The sequence below is a fragment of the Vibrio sp. 1180_3 genome, from assembly GCF_029478545.1.
In the GTDB taxonomy this organism is placed as follows: domain Bacteria; phylum Pseudomonadota; class Gammaproteobacteria; order Enterobacterales; family Vibrionaceae; genus Vibrio; species Vibrio aestuarianus.
Genome location: NZ_SJFM01000012.1, coordinates 40932 through 55999, shown reverse-complemented (window position 1 = coordinate 55999; position 15068 = coordinate 40932). Strand labels below are relative to the sequence as shown.

The 15068-nt window shown below is 42.8% G+C and carries 13 protein-coding genes; 9 read left to right on the top strand and 4 right to left on the bottom strand.

Going from position 1 to position 15068, the window contains the following annotated elements:
- Window positions 1-6: 6 nt before the first annotated feature.
- On the top strand, window positions 7-1707 hold the full coding sequence (locus EYW48_RS09430; RefSeq protein ID WP_277432314.1) for an ATP-binding protein: 1701 nt from the start codon (window positions 7-9) through the stop codon (window positions 1705-1707).
- 14 nt (window positions 1708-1721) lie between these two features.
- Here EYW48_RS09430 and pabB read toward each other — a convergent pair whose 3' ends face one another.
- Entirely contained in the window at window positions 1722-3104 is a 1383-nt protein-coding gene (pabB, locus tag EYW48_RS09425) for an aminodeoxychorismate synthase component 1 (protein ID WP_053312299.1), read from the bottom strand.
- A 175-nt stretch (window positions 3105-3279) separates the two neighbouring features.
- On the opposite strand from pabB, the gene EYW48_RS09420 reads away from it, so the two are divergent.
- From EYW48_RS09420 to EYW48_RS09385, 8 genes are all read left to right on the top strand, one after another.
- The gene (locus tag EYW48_RS09420) at window positions 3280-4800 is read left to right on the top strand and encodes a fumarate hydratase (protein ID WP_053312298.1); all 1521 of its coding nucleotides are present in this window, start codon (window positions 3280-3282) and stop codon (window positions 4798-4800) included.
- Between the two features lie 101 nt (window positions 4801-4901).
- Complete coding sequence (locus EYW48_RS09415; protein WP_168522055.1) at window positions 4902-5087, top strand: hypothetical protein; 186 nt, start codon at window positions 4902-4904, stop codon at window positions 5085-5087.
- Window positions 5088-5278: 191 nt separating this feature from the next.
- Window positions 5279-6658, top strand: a complete 1380-nt coding sequence (locus EYW48_RS09410; RefSeq protein ID WP_053312296.1) for a YcjX family protein — start codon at window positions 5279-5281, stop codon at window positions 6656-6658.
- The gene (locus tag EYW48_RS09405; RefSeq protein ID WP_176313498.1) at window positions 6655-7680 is read left to right on the top strand and encodes a TIGR01620 family protein; all 1026 of its coding nucleotides are present in this window, start codon (window positions 6655-6657) and stop codon (window positions 7678-7680) included. The genes EYW48_RS09410 and EYW48_RS09405 overlap by 4 nt, the downstream gene beginning before the upstream one ends.
- A gap of 122 nt (window positions 7681-7802) precedes the next feature.
- On the top strand, window positions 7803-9347 hold the full coding sequence (tyrR, locus tag EYW48_RS09400) for a transcriptional regulator TyrR (protein WP_261917715.1): 1545 nt from the start codon (window positions 7803-7805) through the stop codon (window positions 9345-9347).
- Window positions 9347-9925 (top strand): ribosomal protein S5-alanine N-acetyltransferase, encoded by a 579-nt coding sequence (gene rimJ, locus EYW48_RS09395; protein WP_274681722.1) that lies wholly within the window; start codon window positions 9347-9349, stop codon window positions 9923-9925. Before tyrR ends, rimJ begins: the two co-directional genes overlap by 1 nt.
- The gene (locus EYW48_RS09390) at window positions 9925-10515 is read left to right on the top strand and encodes an HD domain-containing protein (protein WP_277432313.1); all 591 of its coding nucleotides are present in this window, start codon (window positions 9925-9927) and stop codon (window positions 10513-10515) included. The genes rimJ and EYW48_RS09390 overlap by 1 nt, the downstream gene beginning before the upstream one ends.
- 9 nt (window positions 10516-10524) lie before the next feature.
- Window positions 10525-10998 carry a DUF2947 domain-containing protein gene (locus EYW48_RS09385; protein WP_274695261.1) on the top strand — a complete coding sequence of 158 codons (474 nt, stop codon included), beginning with the start codon at window positions 10525-10527 and terminating at the stop codon, window positions 10996-10998.
- A 46-nt stretch (window positions 10999-11044) separates the two neighbouring features.
- On the opposite strand, the gene EYW48_RS09380 is transcribed toward EYW48_RS09385, so the two are convergent.
- The 3 genes from EYW48_RS09380 to EYW48_RS09370 all read right to left on the bottom strand — a co-directional run bounded on the left by EYW48_RS09380 (window position 11045) and on the right by EYW48_RS09370 (window position 14964).
- Entirely contained in the window at window positions 11045-11896 is an 852-nt protein-coding gene (locus tag EYW48_RS09380) for a DMT family transporter (RefSeq protein ID WP_274681723.1), read from the bottom strand.
- 145 nt (window positions 11897-12041) lie between these two features.
- Complete coding sequence (gene alr, locus EYW48_RS09375) at window positions 12042-13265, bottom strand: alanine racemase (protein ID WP_277432312.1); 1224 nt, start codon at window positions 13263-13265, stop codon at window positions 12042-12044.
- Between the two features lie 67 nt (window positions 13266-13332).
- Window positions 13333-14964 carry a methyl-accepting chemotaxis protein gene (locus EYW48_RS09370; protein ID WP_261917719.1) on the bottom strand — a complete coding sequence of 544 codons (1632 nt, stop codon included), beginning with the start codon at window positions 14962-14964 and terminating at the stop codon, window positions 13333-13335.
- Window positions 14965-15068: the final 104 nt, after the last annotated feature.

Below are 15068 nucleotides of genomic sequence, written 5' to 3'. Positions count from 1 at the left end.
GGCATTATGAGCACCGATGGCCCATTAGAACGTAAATTATTGAGAGAAATTGCTGCTCGCAAAGAAGCTGAAAAGCTGCTTGAGCAGAAAAGTTACGACTTGTATCAATTGAACCAACGGCTTGATTTGGCGCTTAAACAACTCGAGATTAAATCATTGCGTGATTTGCGGAAATTTGAATTTGAGGAGCAGATCGACGAAACCTTGATTTATTTTGGGCGAGCCTTCTTAAGTCGAACGTTGGATGACACGCTGCTAGCCATGTTCATCAAGCGACTTAGTGAAAGCTCAGTGATTGAATCGACCTATTTGCAATTTTCACATTCAATCTTACCTACTTTAAGTTGTCTTGAACTTGGCAACGATCAGTTAAAAACCATTGATTCTGAGCAGCACGACATTAGCTGGCAACAAGATAATCTTTATGTGCCAATTATTGTTGAGCGACAGTATGTCGGTCGATTAATTTTCGAAGTGAAATTCGACAGTGTGGAAAGAGACTTCATTATTAACCAAATGGCGTTAGTGGGTGAATTACTGTGCAGTGCAATCAGTCGGCAACTGATCATGACGCGCCATATAGAATCTCGTAAGCGTGCCGAAGAATCAGAAAAATCGACCAAAGAATTTGTAGCAATGATAAACCATGAATTGCGTACCCCACTTAATGGTTTACTAGGTAGTGCAGAGTTATTAGCCGATACACCATTGAACCGAGAGCAGTGTGATTACTTAGCCAATTTAAAGCATTCAGGCGATATGCTGCGGATCATTATCAATGACTTACTTGATTTTAGTAAAATGAATGCTGGTATGATGCAACTGATCCCAACGCAGTTTCATTGGAATGTTTTTGAGCAAGCGCTGGTGGGTATATTAATGCCTAAAGCGCAAGAAAAACGACTCTCTTTTGTAATCGAAAAGCAAAGTGATTTTCCACAGTGGTGGGTTGGTGATGTGGAAAGACTTAAACAGGTTCTGGTCAATTTAATTGGTAATGCAATCAAGTTTACCCACCAAGGTGAGGTACGATTAACGCTTAAATGGGTTAATAAGCAATTAAATATCATAGTCAGTGACACGGGAGTTGGTATTCCAAAGTCGGCTCATGCCAATTTATTTGATCCTTTTATGCAAGCAGATCGTTCAAGTAAACGTAATTTCGAAGGTACTGGGCTAGGACTTGCTATTTGCAAAAGCTTGGTTGAACTGATGGAAGGGGAACTTTGGTTCGAAAGTGAACAAGGTGAAGGAAGCCAGTTTTTTATTACATTACCTTTGCAAACCTGCAGTGGCCAAATGTTACTTGAGTCTGTGACGCAAGCGAGTGAGCATGCAATACCGCTAAGTTCTCGATCTATTTTAGTGGTGGATGATATCCGAATGAATCAAATCATCATCAATCAAATGTTAAAAATGCTGAACATTCAACCTGATATTACTACCAATGGGGTTGAGGCTGTAGACGCGGCACAGCGTAATACCTATGACCTGATTTTTATGGATTGTCGAATGCCAGAAATGGATGGATTTGAAGCCACTCAATTGTTACGAGAAAAGGGATATTCTATACCGATTATTGCATTGACGGCAGGAACGACGTTAGAAGAGCGCGAGCGTTGTTTACAATGCGGAATGGACGATATTCTGACTAAACCATACACAGCCAACGATCTTGAACGAATGCTGATCAAATGGCTGTGCTAATGGACGAGCAAACTTTAAGTAAGGATGGGTAAGATGCGACTGAGTTTATCCAATGTTTCTTGATATTCCGCTTCCCATTGGCTATCTGCAACAATGCCACCGCCAGCCCAGACATATAGCTGGTTATTTTCTGCCACAAGAGTACGAATGGTGATGCTTGTATCCATTTGCCCATGGCGACTGATATAACCAATACTACCGCAATAAGCGCTACGGCGATGAGGCTCTAACTCTTCAATAATCTCCATTGCGCGCACTTTAGGTGCGCCAGTGATAGAACCACCGGGGAAACTGGCCCTTAATAAATCAGCCGCTGAATATTGGTTTGCGAGCTCTGCTCTAATGGTGCTAACTAAATGATGAACCGCAGGAAAGCTCTCTATATCAAATAATTTTGGCACATGCACACTTCCAGGCTTTGCGACTCGCCCGACATCATTGCGCAGCAAGTCAACGATCATCAGATTCTCTGCCTGATCTTTCTCTGCACAAGCCAGTTCGCTGGCATTTTCTGCATCTATTTTAGGGTCATGATTGCGGGGACGTGTGCCTTTAATTGGCTTGGTCTCGATGACGCCTTGTTTGACTTGCATAAATCGTTCTGGGGAAACACTAATAATGGCACATTCGGCAAGACGGATGAATGCCGAAAAAGGTGCTGAATTAACCGCCTCCAGTTTTTGGTAAGCATGCCATTCATTGCCTTGGTAAGTTGCTTGAAAACGTTGCGCGAGATTAATTTGATAGCAGTCGCCATCTAATAAATAGCGTTGAATTTGCTCAAACTTACCTTGGTATTGTTGCTTGTTCATATTTGAGCACCATGGTGAGGTTAGCTCAAAATGGTCGGTATTTAGTGAAGGTTGGTGGTTTAACCAATGCCAAGCGTTTTCAACATCAACACCAACAACGTAAGCACTTTGCTTTTGATGATCAACAATGACCGCCCATTGATACAGTCCAACCGCCATATCCGGTGCCGATAAATCATGTTCTGCAATGGTTGGAAGTTGTTCAACTCGTCTGCCCAAGTCATAAGCAAAATAGCCTAATACACCACCAACAAAGGGCAAGTCTTCAGTAATTTCAATATCGGGTAAGTACTGATTCTGCAATTGGCTGAGTAGCTTAAAGGGATCAAGTTGCGAATGATACTGGTATTCTGGCTCACATATCGTAGTGCGATGACCATGAGTTGTCAGCGTAACAATCGGTTGCGCTACTAGAATATCAAAGCGGCTATCGATGTGAGATGTTGAACCGGAGCGTAATAGCATTGCCCATGGGAGTTGTTCGATCTTAGAAAACAATTGATGAGCGAGATCGACATGGTAAGTCAGTGATTTGACATTAATCTTATTTATTTCGTTGTTATTCATTTGTGTAATTTGTGACAAAGAGACCGATCACTACATGGCGTGTTGAGGAAAGCAAGAGTATCATAAAAAGCGAATTAAAAGCTGCTACTTGATTGAATCACCTCAATAAGTCGAATTGCGCCACTAGGCTTACTGCTTATTGACTGAGGATCAGGCAACAGTCAAAGGAAGCATAACAATAACGAGGCATGCAATGACGGTAATTCGCAAGCAGGACGTGATCAGCAGTGTCGCTGATGCACTTCAATATATCTCTTACTACCACCCCCTAGATTTTGTTCAAGCCCTAGAAAAAGCTTACCACCGAGAAGAAAGCCAAGCCGCAAAAGATGCGATTGCGCAAATACTGATTAACTCTCGCATGTCGGCTGAGGGGCATCGCCCAATTTGCCAAGATACTGGCATTGTTACCTGTTTTGTTAATATCGGTATGAATGTTCAGTGGGACTCTGACCTTACTGTGCAAGAAATGGTTGATGAAGGTGTGCGTCAGGCTTATACGAACCCGGATAATCCATTGCGTGCTTCTGTTTTGATGGATCCTGCTGGTAAACGTATTAATACAAAAGACAATACGCCAGCGGTTGTTCATATCAATATGGTGCCTGGTGATAAAGTAGATATTCAAATCGCAGCCAAAGGTGGCGGTAGTGAAAATAAAACCAAAATGGTCATGCTCAACCCGTCAGACGACATTGCTGAGTGGGTAGAGAAAACCTTACCGCTGATGGGCGCTGGCTGGTGTCCACCGGGTATGCTTGGGATTGGCATTGGCGGAACCGCAGAAAAAGCGGCTGTATTAGCCAAAGAGTCATTGATGGAACACATCGACATTCAAGAACTGATTGATCGTGGTCCACAAAATGCTGAAGAAGAGTTACGTCTTGATATCTTTAATCGCGTCAACAAATTGGGGATTGGTGCGCAAGGCCTTGGCGGTCTAACCACTGTGGTAGACGTCAAAATTAAAACGGCGCCAACGCATGCCGCTTCAAAACCGGTGTGCATGATCCCGAACTGTGCGGCTACGCGCCATGTTCATTTCACGTTAGATGGCTCCGGCCCTGCTGAACTTACACCACCGAAGCTAGAAGATTGGCCACAGATCACTTGGGATGCTGGAGCCAGTGCCCGTCGTGTTAATCTTGATAGCGTTACTAAAGAAGATGTTCAAGATTGGAAAACAGGTGAAACATTACTGTTGTCCGGCAAAATCTTAACCGGTCGTGATGCAGCGCATAAGCGCATTCAAACCATGCTGCAAAATGGTGAAGGTTTGCCAAAAGGTGTCGACCTCAAAGGTAAATTCATTTACTACGTAGGGCCAGTTGATGCGGTTGGTAGCGAAGTCGTTGGCCCTGCAGGCCCAACAACATCGACACGGATGGATAAATTCACCGACATGATGCTTGATGAAACAGGCATTATGGGCATGATTGGTAAAGCAGAGCGTGGTCCTGCTACCGTTGAGTCAATCAAAAATCATAAAGCGGTTTATCTCATGGCCGTTGGCGGCGCTGCATACTTAGTCGCGAAAGCCATTAAGAAAGCACGCGTTGTGGCGTTTGAAGATTTGGGCATGGAAGCGATTTATGAGTTCGATGTTGAGGACATGCCGGTCACGGTTGCTGTCGATTCGCGCGGGGCAAATGCTCACCAAATCGGCCCTGACACATGGAAAGTGAAGATTGCCGAAGCGGAAAGCAAAGCTTAGTCTAAGCGAATAATGATCAGATATAACTGCAGCTTCGGCTGCAGCTATTGTCTTCAACTTAATGAAAATCCGCTAATTATTAGAAACGTCGGGAGGGCACGATGCCTCGATTTATTCAGATTTTACAAATTGCGATAGCCGTTGTCGTCGGTGCCTTTATTGGTTACGACCTGATTTTACACGGCATCAGCATTTTTAATGAGAAGTACGTAACGATAACTTGCGTACTATGGTTTATTTTAGAAATTGCTTTGTTTGTGATCTACAAACTGATTGAAGAAGACTGAGTTCTGCGCTTTCCAAGAGTGGGCCTTTCGAGGTTATATCTTGAACAAGATATAAGTCCAAAGATAAGTATTGTCTTTATGTAGCAGCAACTCTGGTTAAGCCTCTGATTTTATTCGGAGGCTTTTTTGTTCATCTCGTATTAAGATAGATGAATGCACAATAGCGCCAGTGAATAAATTGGAGTGGGTGAATGAAGCGAATTCGTCGAGAAGTGTCAGACTTAATCAATCGTGGGCTAGATTCTCATGTCAGAATTGCCGTTACGGGGTTATCACGAGCAGGGAAAACGGCTTTCATTACCTCGTTGGTTAATCAGTTATTGCATACCTCAACTCATGCGAATTTGCCGCTTTTGTCTGCGGCTCGCGACCGGCGCATTGTCGGTGCAAAGCGTGTCCCGCAAACGAATATGATGGTTCCTCGCTTTGCTTATGATGAAGCAATGCAGCAACTGCATAATGATCCACCTCAATGGCCTACGCCAACGCGTGATGTGAGTGAAATTCGCCTTGCAATCAAATACAAGCCTCAAAAACGCAGCAAAAAATTATTAGGTCATACTTCTACGCTTTATCTCGATATTATCGATTATCCTGGTGAGTGGTTGCTTGATTTACCACTGCTTGAAATGACGTTTGAACAATGGTCTGAAAAGCAGTTTTCAGCATTAAAAGATATGCGTTCTTCCTTAGCGCAACCTTGGTTAGATGCTTTGTCCGATCTCGATCTCACTCATGAGTCGAATGAACAAAAGCTCGCGATGATAGCGAAGCTTTACACTGATTATTTGCATGAGTGCAAAAATGCGGGACTGCATTGGGTACAACCGGGGCGTTTTGTTTTACCGGGCGAACTTGAAGGAGCACCTGTCCTGCAGTTTTTTCCGTGTCAAAATCCCTACGGTGAAAGAAAGGTAGACAAGCATAGTTATTATTCGATGCTGAAAACACGCTATGAGGAGTATCAAACTAAGGTAGTGAATGCATTTTATAAACACCATTTTTCAACCTTTGATCGACAAATCGTACTCGTTGATTGTTTGACTCCATTGAATGAAGGTTACGAGTCGTTTCTAGATATGCGCAGCGCGTTAGAGCAGATAATGAATAGCTTTCGCTATGGAAGAAATGGGCTGCTTAAGCGACTTTTCGCTCCAAAAATAGACAAAGTTCTGTTTGCTGCAACCAAATCAGACCACGTAACACCAGAGCAGCACCCACATTTAGTGTCACTGTTACAGCAAATGGTTCATCCTGCTTGGCAAAGTGCCGCATTCGAAAATATTGAAATGAGCTGTATCAGCATGGCATCGGTGCAAGCAACTCAAACTGGTTTTATCAATAGCGGTGATACAAATATGCCCGCACTGCAAGGGGTTACTTTAAATGGTGAACCGCTTACCGTATTCCCTGGTGATGTGCCGAAAAAGCTACCGAGTAAAGAGTATTGGCAACAACAAGGATTCGAATTTACTCATTTTAGACCTAAGACTTTTAGTAGCGATGATCCGTGTCCTCATATTCGTTTAGATAAAGCATTGGAATATCTAATTGGAGATAAGCTGAAATGAGTGATTTAAAAACCAAGCAAGTATTCGATCAGCCACTCAGCGCTGAACCTTTAGCATCTGAAGAGCTGACGGTGCAGCAGCAATTTACGAGCAGTGAGGTTTTTGTTCCAGTCGAAGCCAAAGAGTCACAAGAAGAGGCTGAGGCTCAGCTAGAACAAGTGATCAGGCCAAGTAAAGGACGAAAGTGGTTGGCTAGCGGTTTGCTAGTCAGCTTTTCTGGATTAGTCGGATGGCAAGCGATTGATTCGGTGATTACTGCCGTTCAATCGGCAGATTGGTTAGCTTTAGGTTGGTCTGGTTTTATTACTGCCTTGGCATCGATAGGTATCGGTTCTATAGTCAAAGAACTTTGGAAATTACGCTCGTTACGTCATCACTTTAGTGTGCAAGAGCAGAGTGAGCAGCTTATTTTGTCAGATAGCGTTGGTCATGGTAAGGCATTTTGCCAAGCAATCGCTAAGCAGGGGGGGATTAAAACAGAAAGCCCCGCTTATGATCGTTGGATTAATAGTGTCAACGCATCACACAGTGATGCCGAAGTACTCGATATGTATGACGCGATGGTGTTGGCAGAGCAAGATAAAAAGGCGACTCGAATCGTTTCTCAATATTCAACGGAAGCGGCAGCATTGGTGGCAATTAGCCCATTGGCTGTGGCCGACATGCTGCTTGTCGCATGGCGTAATTTTAAGATGATTGATCAACTGGCCGCATTGTATGGTGTTGAATTAGGTTATTGGTCGCGTCTTAAGTTATTTAAAGTTGTATTGATCAATATGGCCGCGGCAGGTGCGAGTGAATTGGCTATTGATGCCAGTATGGATTTAATGTCGATGGATTTGGCAGGCAAACTGTCAGCGAGAGCGGGACAAGGGCTTGGAGTTGGTATACTGACTGCACGTTTGGGGCTAAAAGCGATGAGCTTACTAAGACCAATGCCGTGGCATCAAGATAGAAAAGTAAAACTGAGCGCCATTCGCAAGCAGATTGTGGCTAAGGTAGCGACTTTAGTGGTGAAATAGTCAGCACTTATCAATAAAACTGTGTGAATGTGAACAGCAAAACATTAGATGACTTGACGCCTCACAAGGCTTGATAGAAACTACTGTCAACTTTTCCTGACACTTTCTATTAGGATTTTTAAGTGCGTCTTGAAGTCTTTTGTGAAGATAGACTCGGTTTAACCCGAGAACTGCTCGATATTCTCGCCTCAAGAAATATCGATTTACGTGGAATAGAAATTGATGTGAGTGGCATTATTTACCTCAACTGCCCTGATATTGATTTTGATACATTCAGTGAGTTGATGGCGGAAATTCGCCGAATTTCTGGCGTGAAGGATGTCCGTAAAATTCAGTTCATGCCGATGGAACGTCATAATACTGAATTACTATCGCTACTTAATAACGTTCCTGATGCTGTTTTTGCCATTGATCTAAAAGGGTTTGTCGATATGGCAAACTATTCTGCATTATCTCTATTTAATAAGGCAGAAAAGGAAGTGATTGGCCACCCCATATCAGCACTGCTTCCTGCATTCAATTTTTCTCGATGGATAGAAGGCAATAAAGTTCGTCAGCGTGAAGACATTGTTTTGGATGGTCTGGATTACATGATGGAAATGATGCCCGTCTACATTACGGGTGATTCCAAAGAGTCCACTTTAGCCAGTACCATGATGATGATCCGCTCCAAAAGTGCCTCGACTATTACGGATGATCACTTGCCATTGCATAACAATCTAGGCTTTGAACATTTTGTGGGTATTTCAAACCGTCACAAAGCACTTATTAGCCAAGCGAAAAAACTATCAATGCTCGAACAGCCTTTATTAATTGAAGGTGAGACTGGCACTGGTAAAGAAATGTTGGCGAAAGCGTGCCATAACCGTTCCCATCGTGCGGCATTCCCATTTCTGGTATTAAGCTGTGCTTCAATGCCTGATGATGTGGCTGAAACAGAATTGTTTGGTCATGCACCTGGCTCATTTAACCATCAGCAGGGCCATAAAGGGATATTTGAACAAGCAAATGGCGGTACCGTTTTCCTTGACGAAATTGGTGAAATGAGTCCCCATTTACAGATTAAACTACTGCGTTTTTTACAAGATGGCACTTTTCGCCGCGTAGGGGAAGAACATGAAGTGCATGTTGATGTGCGCGTTATTGCTTCTACACGTTATAAATTGGCTGACTTAGCTGAATCTGGTGCGTTTCGCGAAGATTTGTTCTACCGTCTTAATGTGTTAACGCTACGAATTCCTGCGTTACGAGAACGTTCAAACGATGTCCAACCACTGCTTGAACTGTTCATAGCTAAGCATATCAATAAGATGGGAATGAAGAAGCCGGAACTGGCTGAAGATCTTGTAGACCAGTTAGCGCTTTATCAATGGCCTGGTAATATGCGTCAATTAGACAACATGGTATTACGCGCTTTAACGGAAATGCCTGACAATGTCCTTAGCATTGATCTTTTCCATCTTCCACAGCTCGAAACGGTGACGGCAAGTAGTACTAATATCAATATCGACGGTTCACTAGATGACATCATGAAAGAATATGAAGCGCAGATTTTAGAGCGTTTGTATCAGTCGTTTCCCTCAAGCCGAAAATTGGCAAAACGCTTGAATGTCTCTCATACGTCGATTGCCAATAAGTTGCGTGATTACGGAATTCGGAAAAATTAATGCACTCTCATAGTACGGTTGCACAAGTGTATGAAGTGGACGAGGACATTGTGCTAAGAACTGCTCAACCCGGCGATGCTGACATGATTGCGAGTTATTTCAATGCGAACAGAGCACATCTTCGTCCTTGGGAGCCGAAAAGGGAAGCGGCATTCTTTGACGTGAATGGTTGGCGTCAAAAGCTGATCAAACTGCATGAGCTGCACAAAATGCAACTTGGCTATTACTTGCTGATTATCGATAAAGTCAATAACGAGATGATTGGCACCATTTCGTTTAGTAACATGTCGCGTTTCCCATTTCACGCTTGCAATTTAGGGTATTCACTGGCTGAACATGCCCAAGGTAAAGGTATTATGGGGCGTTCACTGCGTATGGCATGTAACTATATGTTTAACGTACAGAATATGCATCGAATCATGGCTGGGTATATGCCATCGAATAAACGCAGTGAAGCGGTTTTAATGAAAATGGGCTTCCAAAAAGAAGGCTATGCAAAAAACTATTTGCTGATAAATGGCAAATGGGAAGACCATAATCTCACCGCTTTGATTAATCCAGATTGGAGAGCAGATTAATGGATCCACGCTTAGGGCAACAACTTGAGCTCGTGATGGAGCTAGATCGATTAAAATCGGTTTTAAGACGTACTCGAGTAAAAAGTGCTGATGGTCGATTAGAAAATAGCGCTGAACACAGCTGGCATGTTGCTCTAATGGCTGTTTTGATGGAAGAACATTCTAACCAACCCGTTGATATAGCAAAAGTCATTAAAATGTTATTGCTGCACGATATTGTTGAAATTGATGCAGGCGATACCTTTGTTTATGATGTGGTGGCCTCGGCAGAGCAAGAAGAAAATGAGTTAAAAGCCGCGCAGCGATTATTTGCTTTGTTACCCAAGGAACAAGGTGATGAGCTACTAGCTGTTTGGTTTGAGTTTGAAGCCGCACAATCGGCAGAAGCTCTATTTGCCAAAGCATTAGATCGCATCATCCCTATGTTGCTCAATTTTCATAATCAAGGCCAAAGTTGGCTTGAACATGGCGTAACACGTCAACAAGCATTAACCGTGAATCGTCGTATTGATGACGGTTCACATGCGCTGTGGCAACATGCACAGCAAATGATAGAACAAGCAACCTTAAATGGTTGGTTAAAACCTTAAGGAAATTCAATGTCTTATTTGCCTTTGGACCAATACCAAAGAAAATGGATTTTCACACACAACTCAATGCCAGTTTCAGAGCAAGATTTGGTTCAAATAAAGCCAATGTCTCAGGCTAGATCTGCTCAATTTTGGATTGATAATATTAGTGCACAAAGCCCTGATTCTGAGCGACTCAGCTCTCAAGATTGGCCTCGTAAAAAAGATAGCTGGATAAGCAATACCAGTTGGATGAGTGAATGGGAAAGTGATGATGAAAGTATGCCGCAGCTCATTTTAGACCATATTGATTGGCAAGATGATGTAACAGTGTACTTTTGTTATGAAAAATACAATGTGATTGAAACCAAGTGGGTCACATTTAAGAAACATTGGAAGAACTTTTTATTCTACGACGATGGCCCTATCTTACTAGGTCGACGACGTTCACAAGCATTGTGGTTTAATTCAAACGGCCAAGTTAAACTTGGTAATAGAAAATAGTTAAAAAAGCAGCCTCGGCTGCTTTTTTGGTGATAGGCATTGTGAGCTATTTCTTCGCTGACAAGGTGCTCCCCATCGAAGCGGTAATGATCATGGCTATTGCTAGCCATTGATTCACATTGAGCTGTTCATGCAAAATCAACAAACCAGCCAGAGCGGCGATTGCAGGCTCTAAACTCATCATGACACTAAAGTGCTGAGTAGACAGCCGATTCAAGGCAACCATTTCAAGACAATAGGGTAAGGCACTGGATAGTATGGCGACTAACAATGCCATGGGTAATATCGACCAGTTCCAAATAGAGGCCTCGGCTAATGACACGCCAATGGGAAAAGCAAATAAGGCAGCAATACTCATGCCTATTGCAACCGTTGCACCACCCGAGCCGACACTGCCTGCTCGTTGCCCGAACCAAATATACAAAGCCCAGCAACCTCCGGCTGCAAGCGCTAACATAACACCAATCGGGTCAAGAGCATCAACACCGGTTAAGTCTGGTAATAAGAAGATGATCCCTAAAATAGCCAATGTGACCCAAATAAAATCGCGTTTCCGTTTTGACGAGAGTAGTGCAATTAGCAGTGGTCCTGAAAACTCAAGTGCAACACCAATGCCTAAAGGAATGCGCTCAATTGCGAAATAGAACATCAGTTGCATTCCACCTAAGCTGGCCCCATAAATAAACATCGATCGCCATTGGGTAAGAGAAAGCGTTAAGCGCCACGGACGAAAAATTAACACTAATATCAAAGCAGATAAACCAACCCTCAATGCTATAGTGCCACCAGGGCCTACTATCGGAAAAAGTTGTTTTGCGAGAGATGCACCAGACTGAATCGTCGTCATCGCTAAAAATAATGACAGTATGGCGAGTAGTATAGGAGATTTGATTGGCAAGATGTGCGCTCAACTCAGTATGGGAATGCGGCGATTATGCCCGAAAAATATGTTGGTTTATATATTCGGTAATAGAGAAAATTGGAGGAAGTTATTTTGTTATACAGTCACCGTGAGAGCTTAGAGTCTCACGGTGAACTTAATATTATTTTACGTAAAAACGTGGGTTAGCCGTTCCCCAAATGGTATACAGTTCAGGGAAAATTAGTTCGGCATTTTCTTCCATTTCAGTAACGGTAATTCGCTCTTGCTTCTGCTTGCCAAACAGAGTGACGTCTTGATTTGGTAGTATCCCTTTTATATTCGTAACATCAACTAACGTGGTGTTCATCGAGGTTACCCCAATAACTGGAGCTCGCTGTCCGTTAACCAATACATCACTGCGATTCCCCATTTTTCGTGGATAACCATCAGAGTAACCTACGGGTAAATTAGCTAAGACACTATCTCTCGTCACTCGGTAAGTACTGTCGTATCCTACAGTGCTGCCTTGTGGTAAATGATGAAGTGAGGCAATGCGCGTTTTAAATGAAACAATTGATGGATATTCAGGATTAGTAGGCAGATCACCATAAAACACACCGCCAGGACGAACCATATCGAGTTGGGCTTCAGGAACATTTAGAGCGGTGTATGAATTAGCAACGTGTAAAATTAGTTCACTACGTTTTAGCTTAGCTTGCTCAATTAACCAAGCTGAATGGGTATTAAAGCTGGCTAATTTGCTACGTATTTCGTCAGCATTGTAGTTTGGAAAGTGGGTCATTATCCCAACAATTTTAATACCGTCTTGGGTGGCGATTTCGACGGCTTCTTGTTTTCCGGCTTCGGTTGACATATCTATGCCATTACGTCCCATGCCACCATCATTTAATGCCAAATGTACTTTCAGAATTTTACCTTTCTGTTGACTCAACTGAGCCAGTTGCGCAGCTTGAACTTGGCTACCAATAAGCTCTTCAATATCTAATTCTATGCTCTGTGCGATTTCATCTAGGCTAGCAGAACGAACTCGGAGCAACTGGCCTTTAAAACCACTTTCTCGGACAGCTCTTGCTTCTCCATTACTTGTAATCGCAATACATGGAATTTCTTGAGCAAGAATGGTTGGCATTAAACCTCGTATACCATTCCCATAAGCATCAGCCTTCATTACGGCGCATATTTTAGTACCCGTATTGATGTGGCTTTTAAATTGTTCAATATTTTGTTTAAACTGGCCGAGATCGATTTCAAGCCAAGAGTTGGACTGCTGAATGTCTTGAACCGATGGCTGTTGTGAACTTAGGCTTAAAGGTGCAGATGAAGCAGTAAAAGAAGGTAAAGCCATAGTAACAGAAAGTGTGAGAAAAGAAGCTTTTAAGTTCATTGAATCTCCCATTATATAGAAACTAGAAAGCCCCAACCTGGGGCTTTCTGTATTGGTAAGGTTGTAATTAGTGAAGCTTGAAACGCCCCATTGCATCTTGAAGTGTCACAGATAGTTGGCTGAGTTCCTTACACGCTTGTGCGGTTTGCTCAGAACCTTCCGCTACTTCTTGCGAAGCCACGTGGATATTTTCAATATTTCGACTCAATTCGTCGGCAACAGAATCCTGTTCACTGCACGCACTTGCGATTTGGGTTCCCATATCAGCAATCTGGGCAATCGATTTTTCGATGGAGAGCATTAACTGTTGCGAATGGCTACCTTGAGTCACACAAGTCTCGATACTGGCGCGAGAGTTCTCCGTTGCTTCTTTGGCTTGTTTGGCCATCGATTGTAATTTCTCGATGATGGTCGTAATTTCTCCTGTAGAAGCTTGAGTTCTACCTGCAAGGGTGCGAACTTCATCAGCAACTACCGCAAACCCTCGGCCGGATTCTCCTGCTCGAGCCGCTTCAATGGCAGCATTGAGAGCTAATAAGTTGGTTTGTTCTGCAATATTGCGGATTACATCAAGCACGACATTAATCTGTGTAGACTGCTTCTCAAGATCTGACACTGTTTCGCCCGTTTGAGTAATAATTGTAGCTACTTGCTGAATAGATTGAACCATATCTGCATTATCTTGAGCACCTTCTTGAGCTTTAGCGTTTGCATCCATGGCTTGTGATGCTGAATCTTCAGTATTACGCGCAACATCACCAACAGCAGCTTTCATTTGTGTCATCGCGGTAGCAACTTGTGTAACTTGATACTGCTGTTCTTTCATGCCTTTCGCTGATAAATCCGATATTTGAGTCATTTCTTCGACGGCACTGCTCAATTGAGTTACTGCTGCGATAATTTCTTCAATTAATTGACGTAGGTTGTTCTGCATTTTTTCGGAAGCGTCGGCAAGATCACCCAACTCGTCGTTTCCAATAGCATCGCGATCTATCTGATTAGCTAAGTTACCCTCTGCGATAGCATTAGCTTGGTCTACAACAATTTTCAGAGGACCACAAATTAGACGAGTCAAAATCAGAGTCATTAAAAACATAAACGCAAAAATCGCAATATTACTGATGATGGAGGTGGTGTTTAAATTCGTTACGGACGCTAAAATAGTATCGCGGTTTTTATCCATCGCTTTTTGTAAAATAGCGATGACAGAGTCCATATCTGATTCAATACCTTGAAAACGAGTCAACGAGTTGGCTAATAGTGGGTATGCCGTATCACTATCTGCTGCCATCATTGCGGTATTGAATTTTTCCATCGTCGACGTATAGTCATCCCAACCAGACATCAAGCGTCTAAAGGCTTGTTCTTCTTCACCCGGCCAAACGGTTTTGCCATACGCTTCTAAACTCGATTCGATCTCTTTACGAACCTGTTCATTGCGATTAAGAGTTTGTCTTACTTCTGCTGGATCTTTTAGAAGTAAAACGGAAAATTGGGTACGACGCCAATAAGACATTTTGTCTTTGATGCTATCAACATTCTGCAGCGCAGGAAGGGTATCGTCTGTATAGTTAAGTAATTCATTCTTAACTTTTCCTAGTTCGTTGATAAGGAATAATCCGAAACCTAAGTTGATAATAGCGATGATGCTAAAAGCCAGCGCAATTTTTTTGCCAATAGAAAAATTTCGTAAGAACATGAATGAGTTACCTTTGATTCGTATTGCCTAAAACCGCCAAAGCGAGCAACATCCATTTAACGACAATGTGATCTAAATCCTGAAAGTCGCGCATGATATCATGC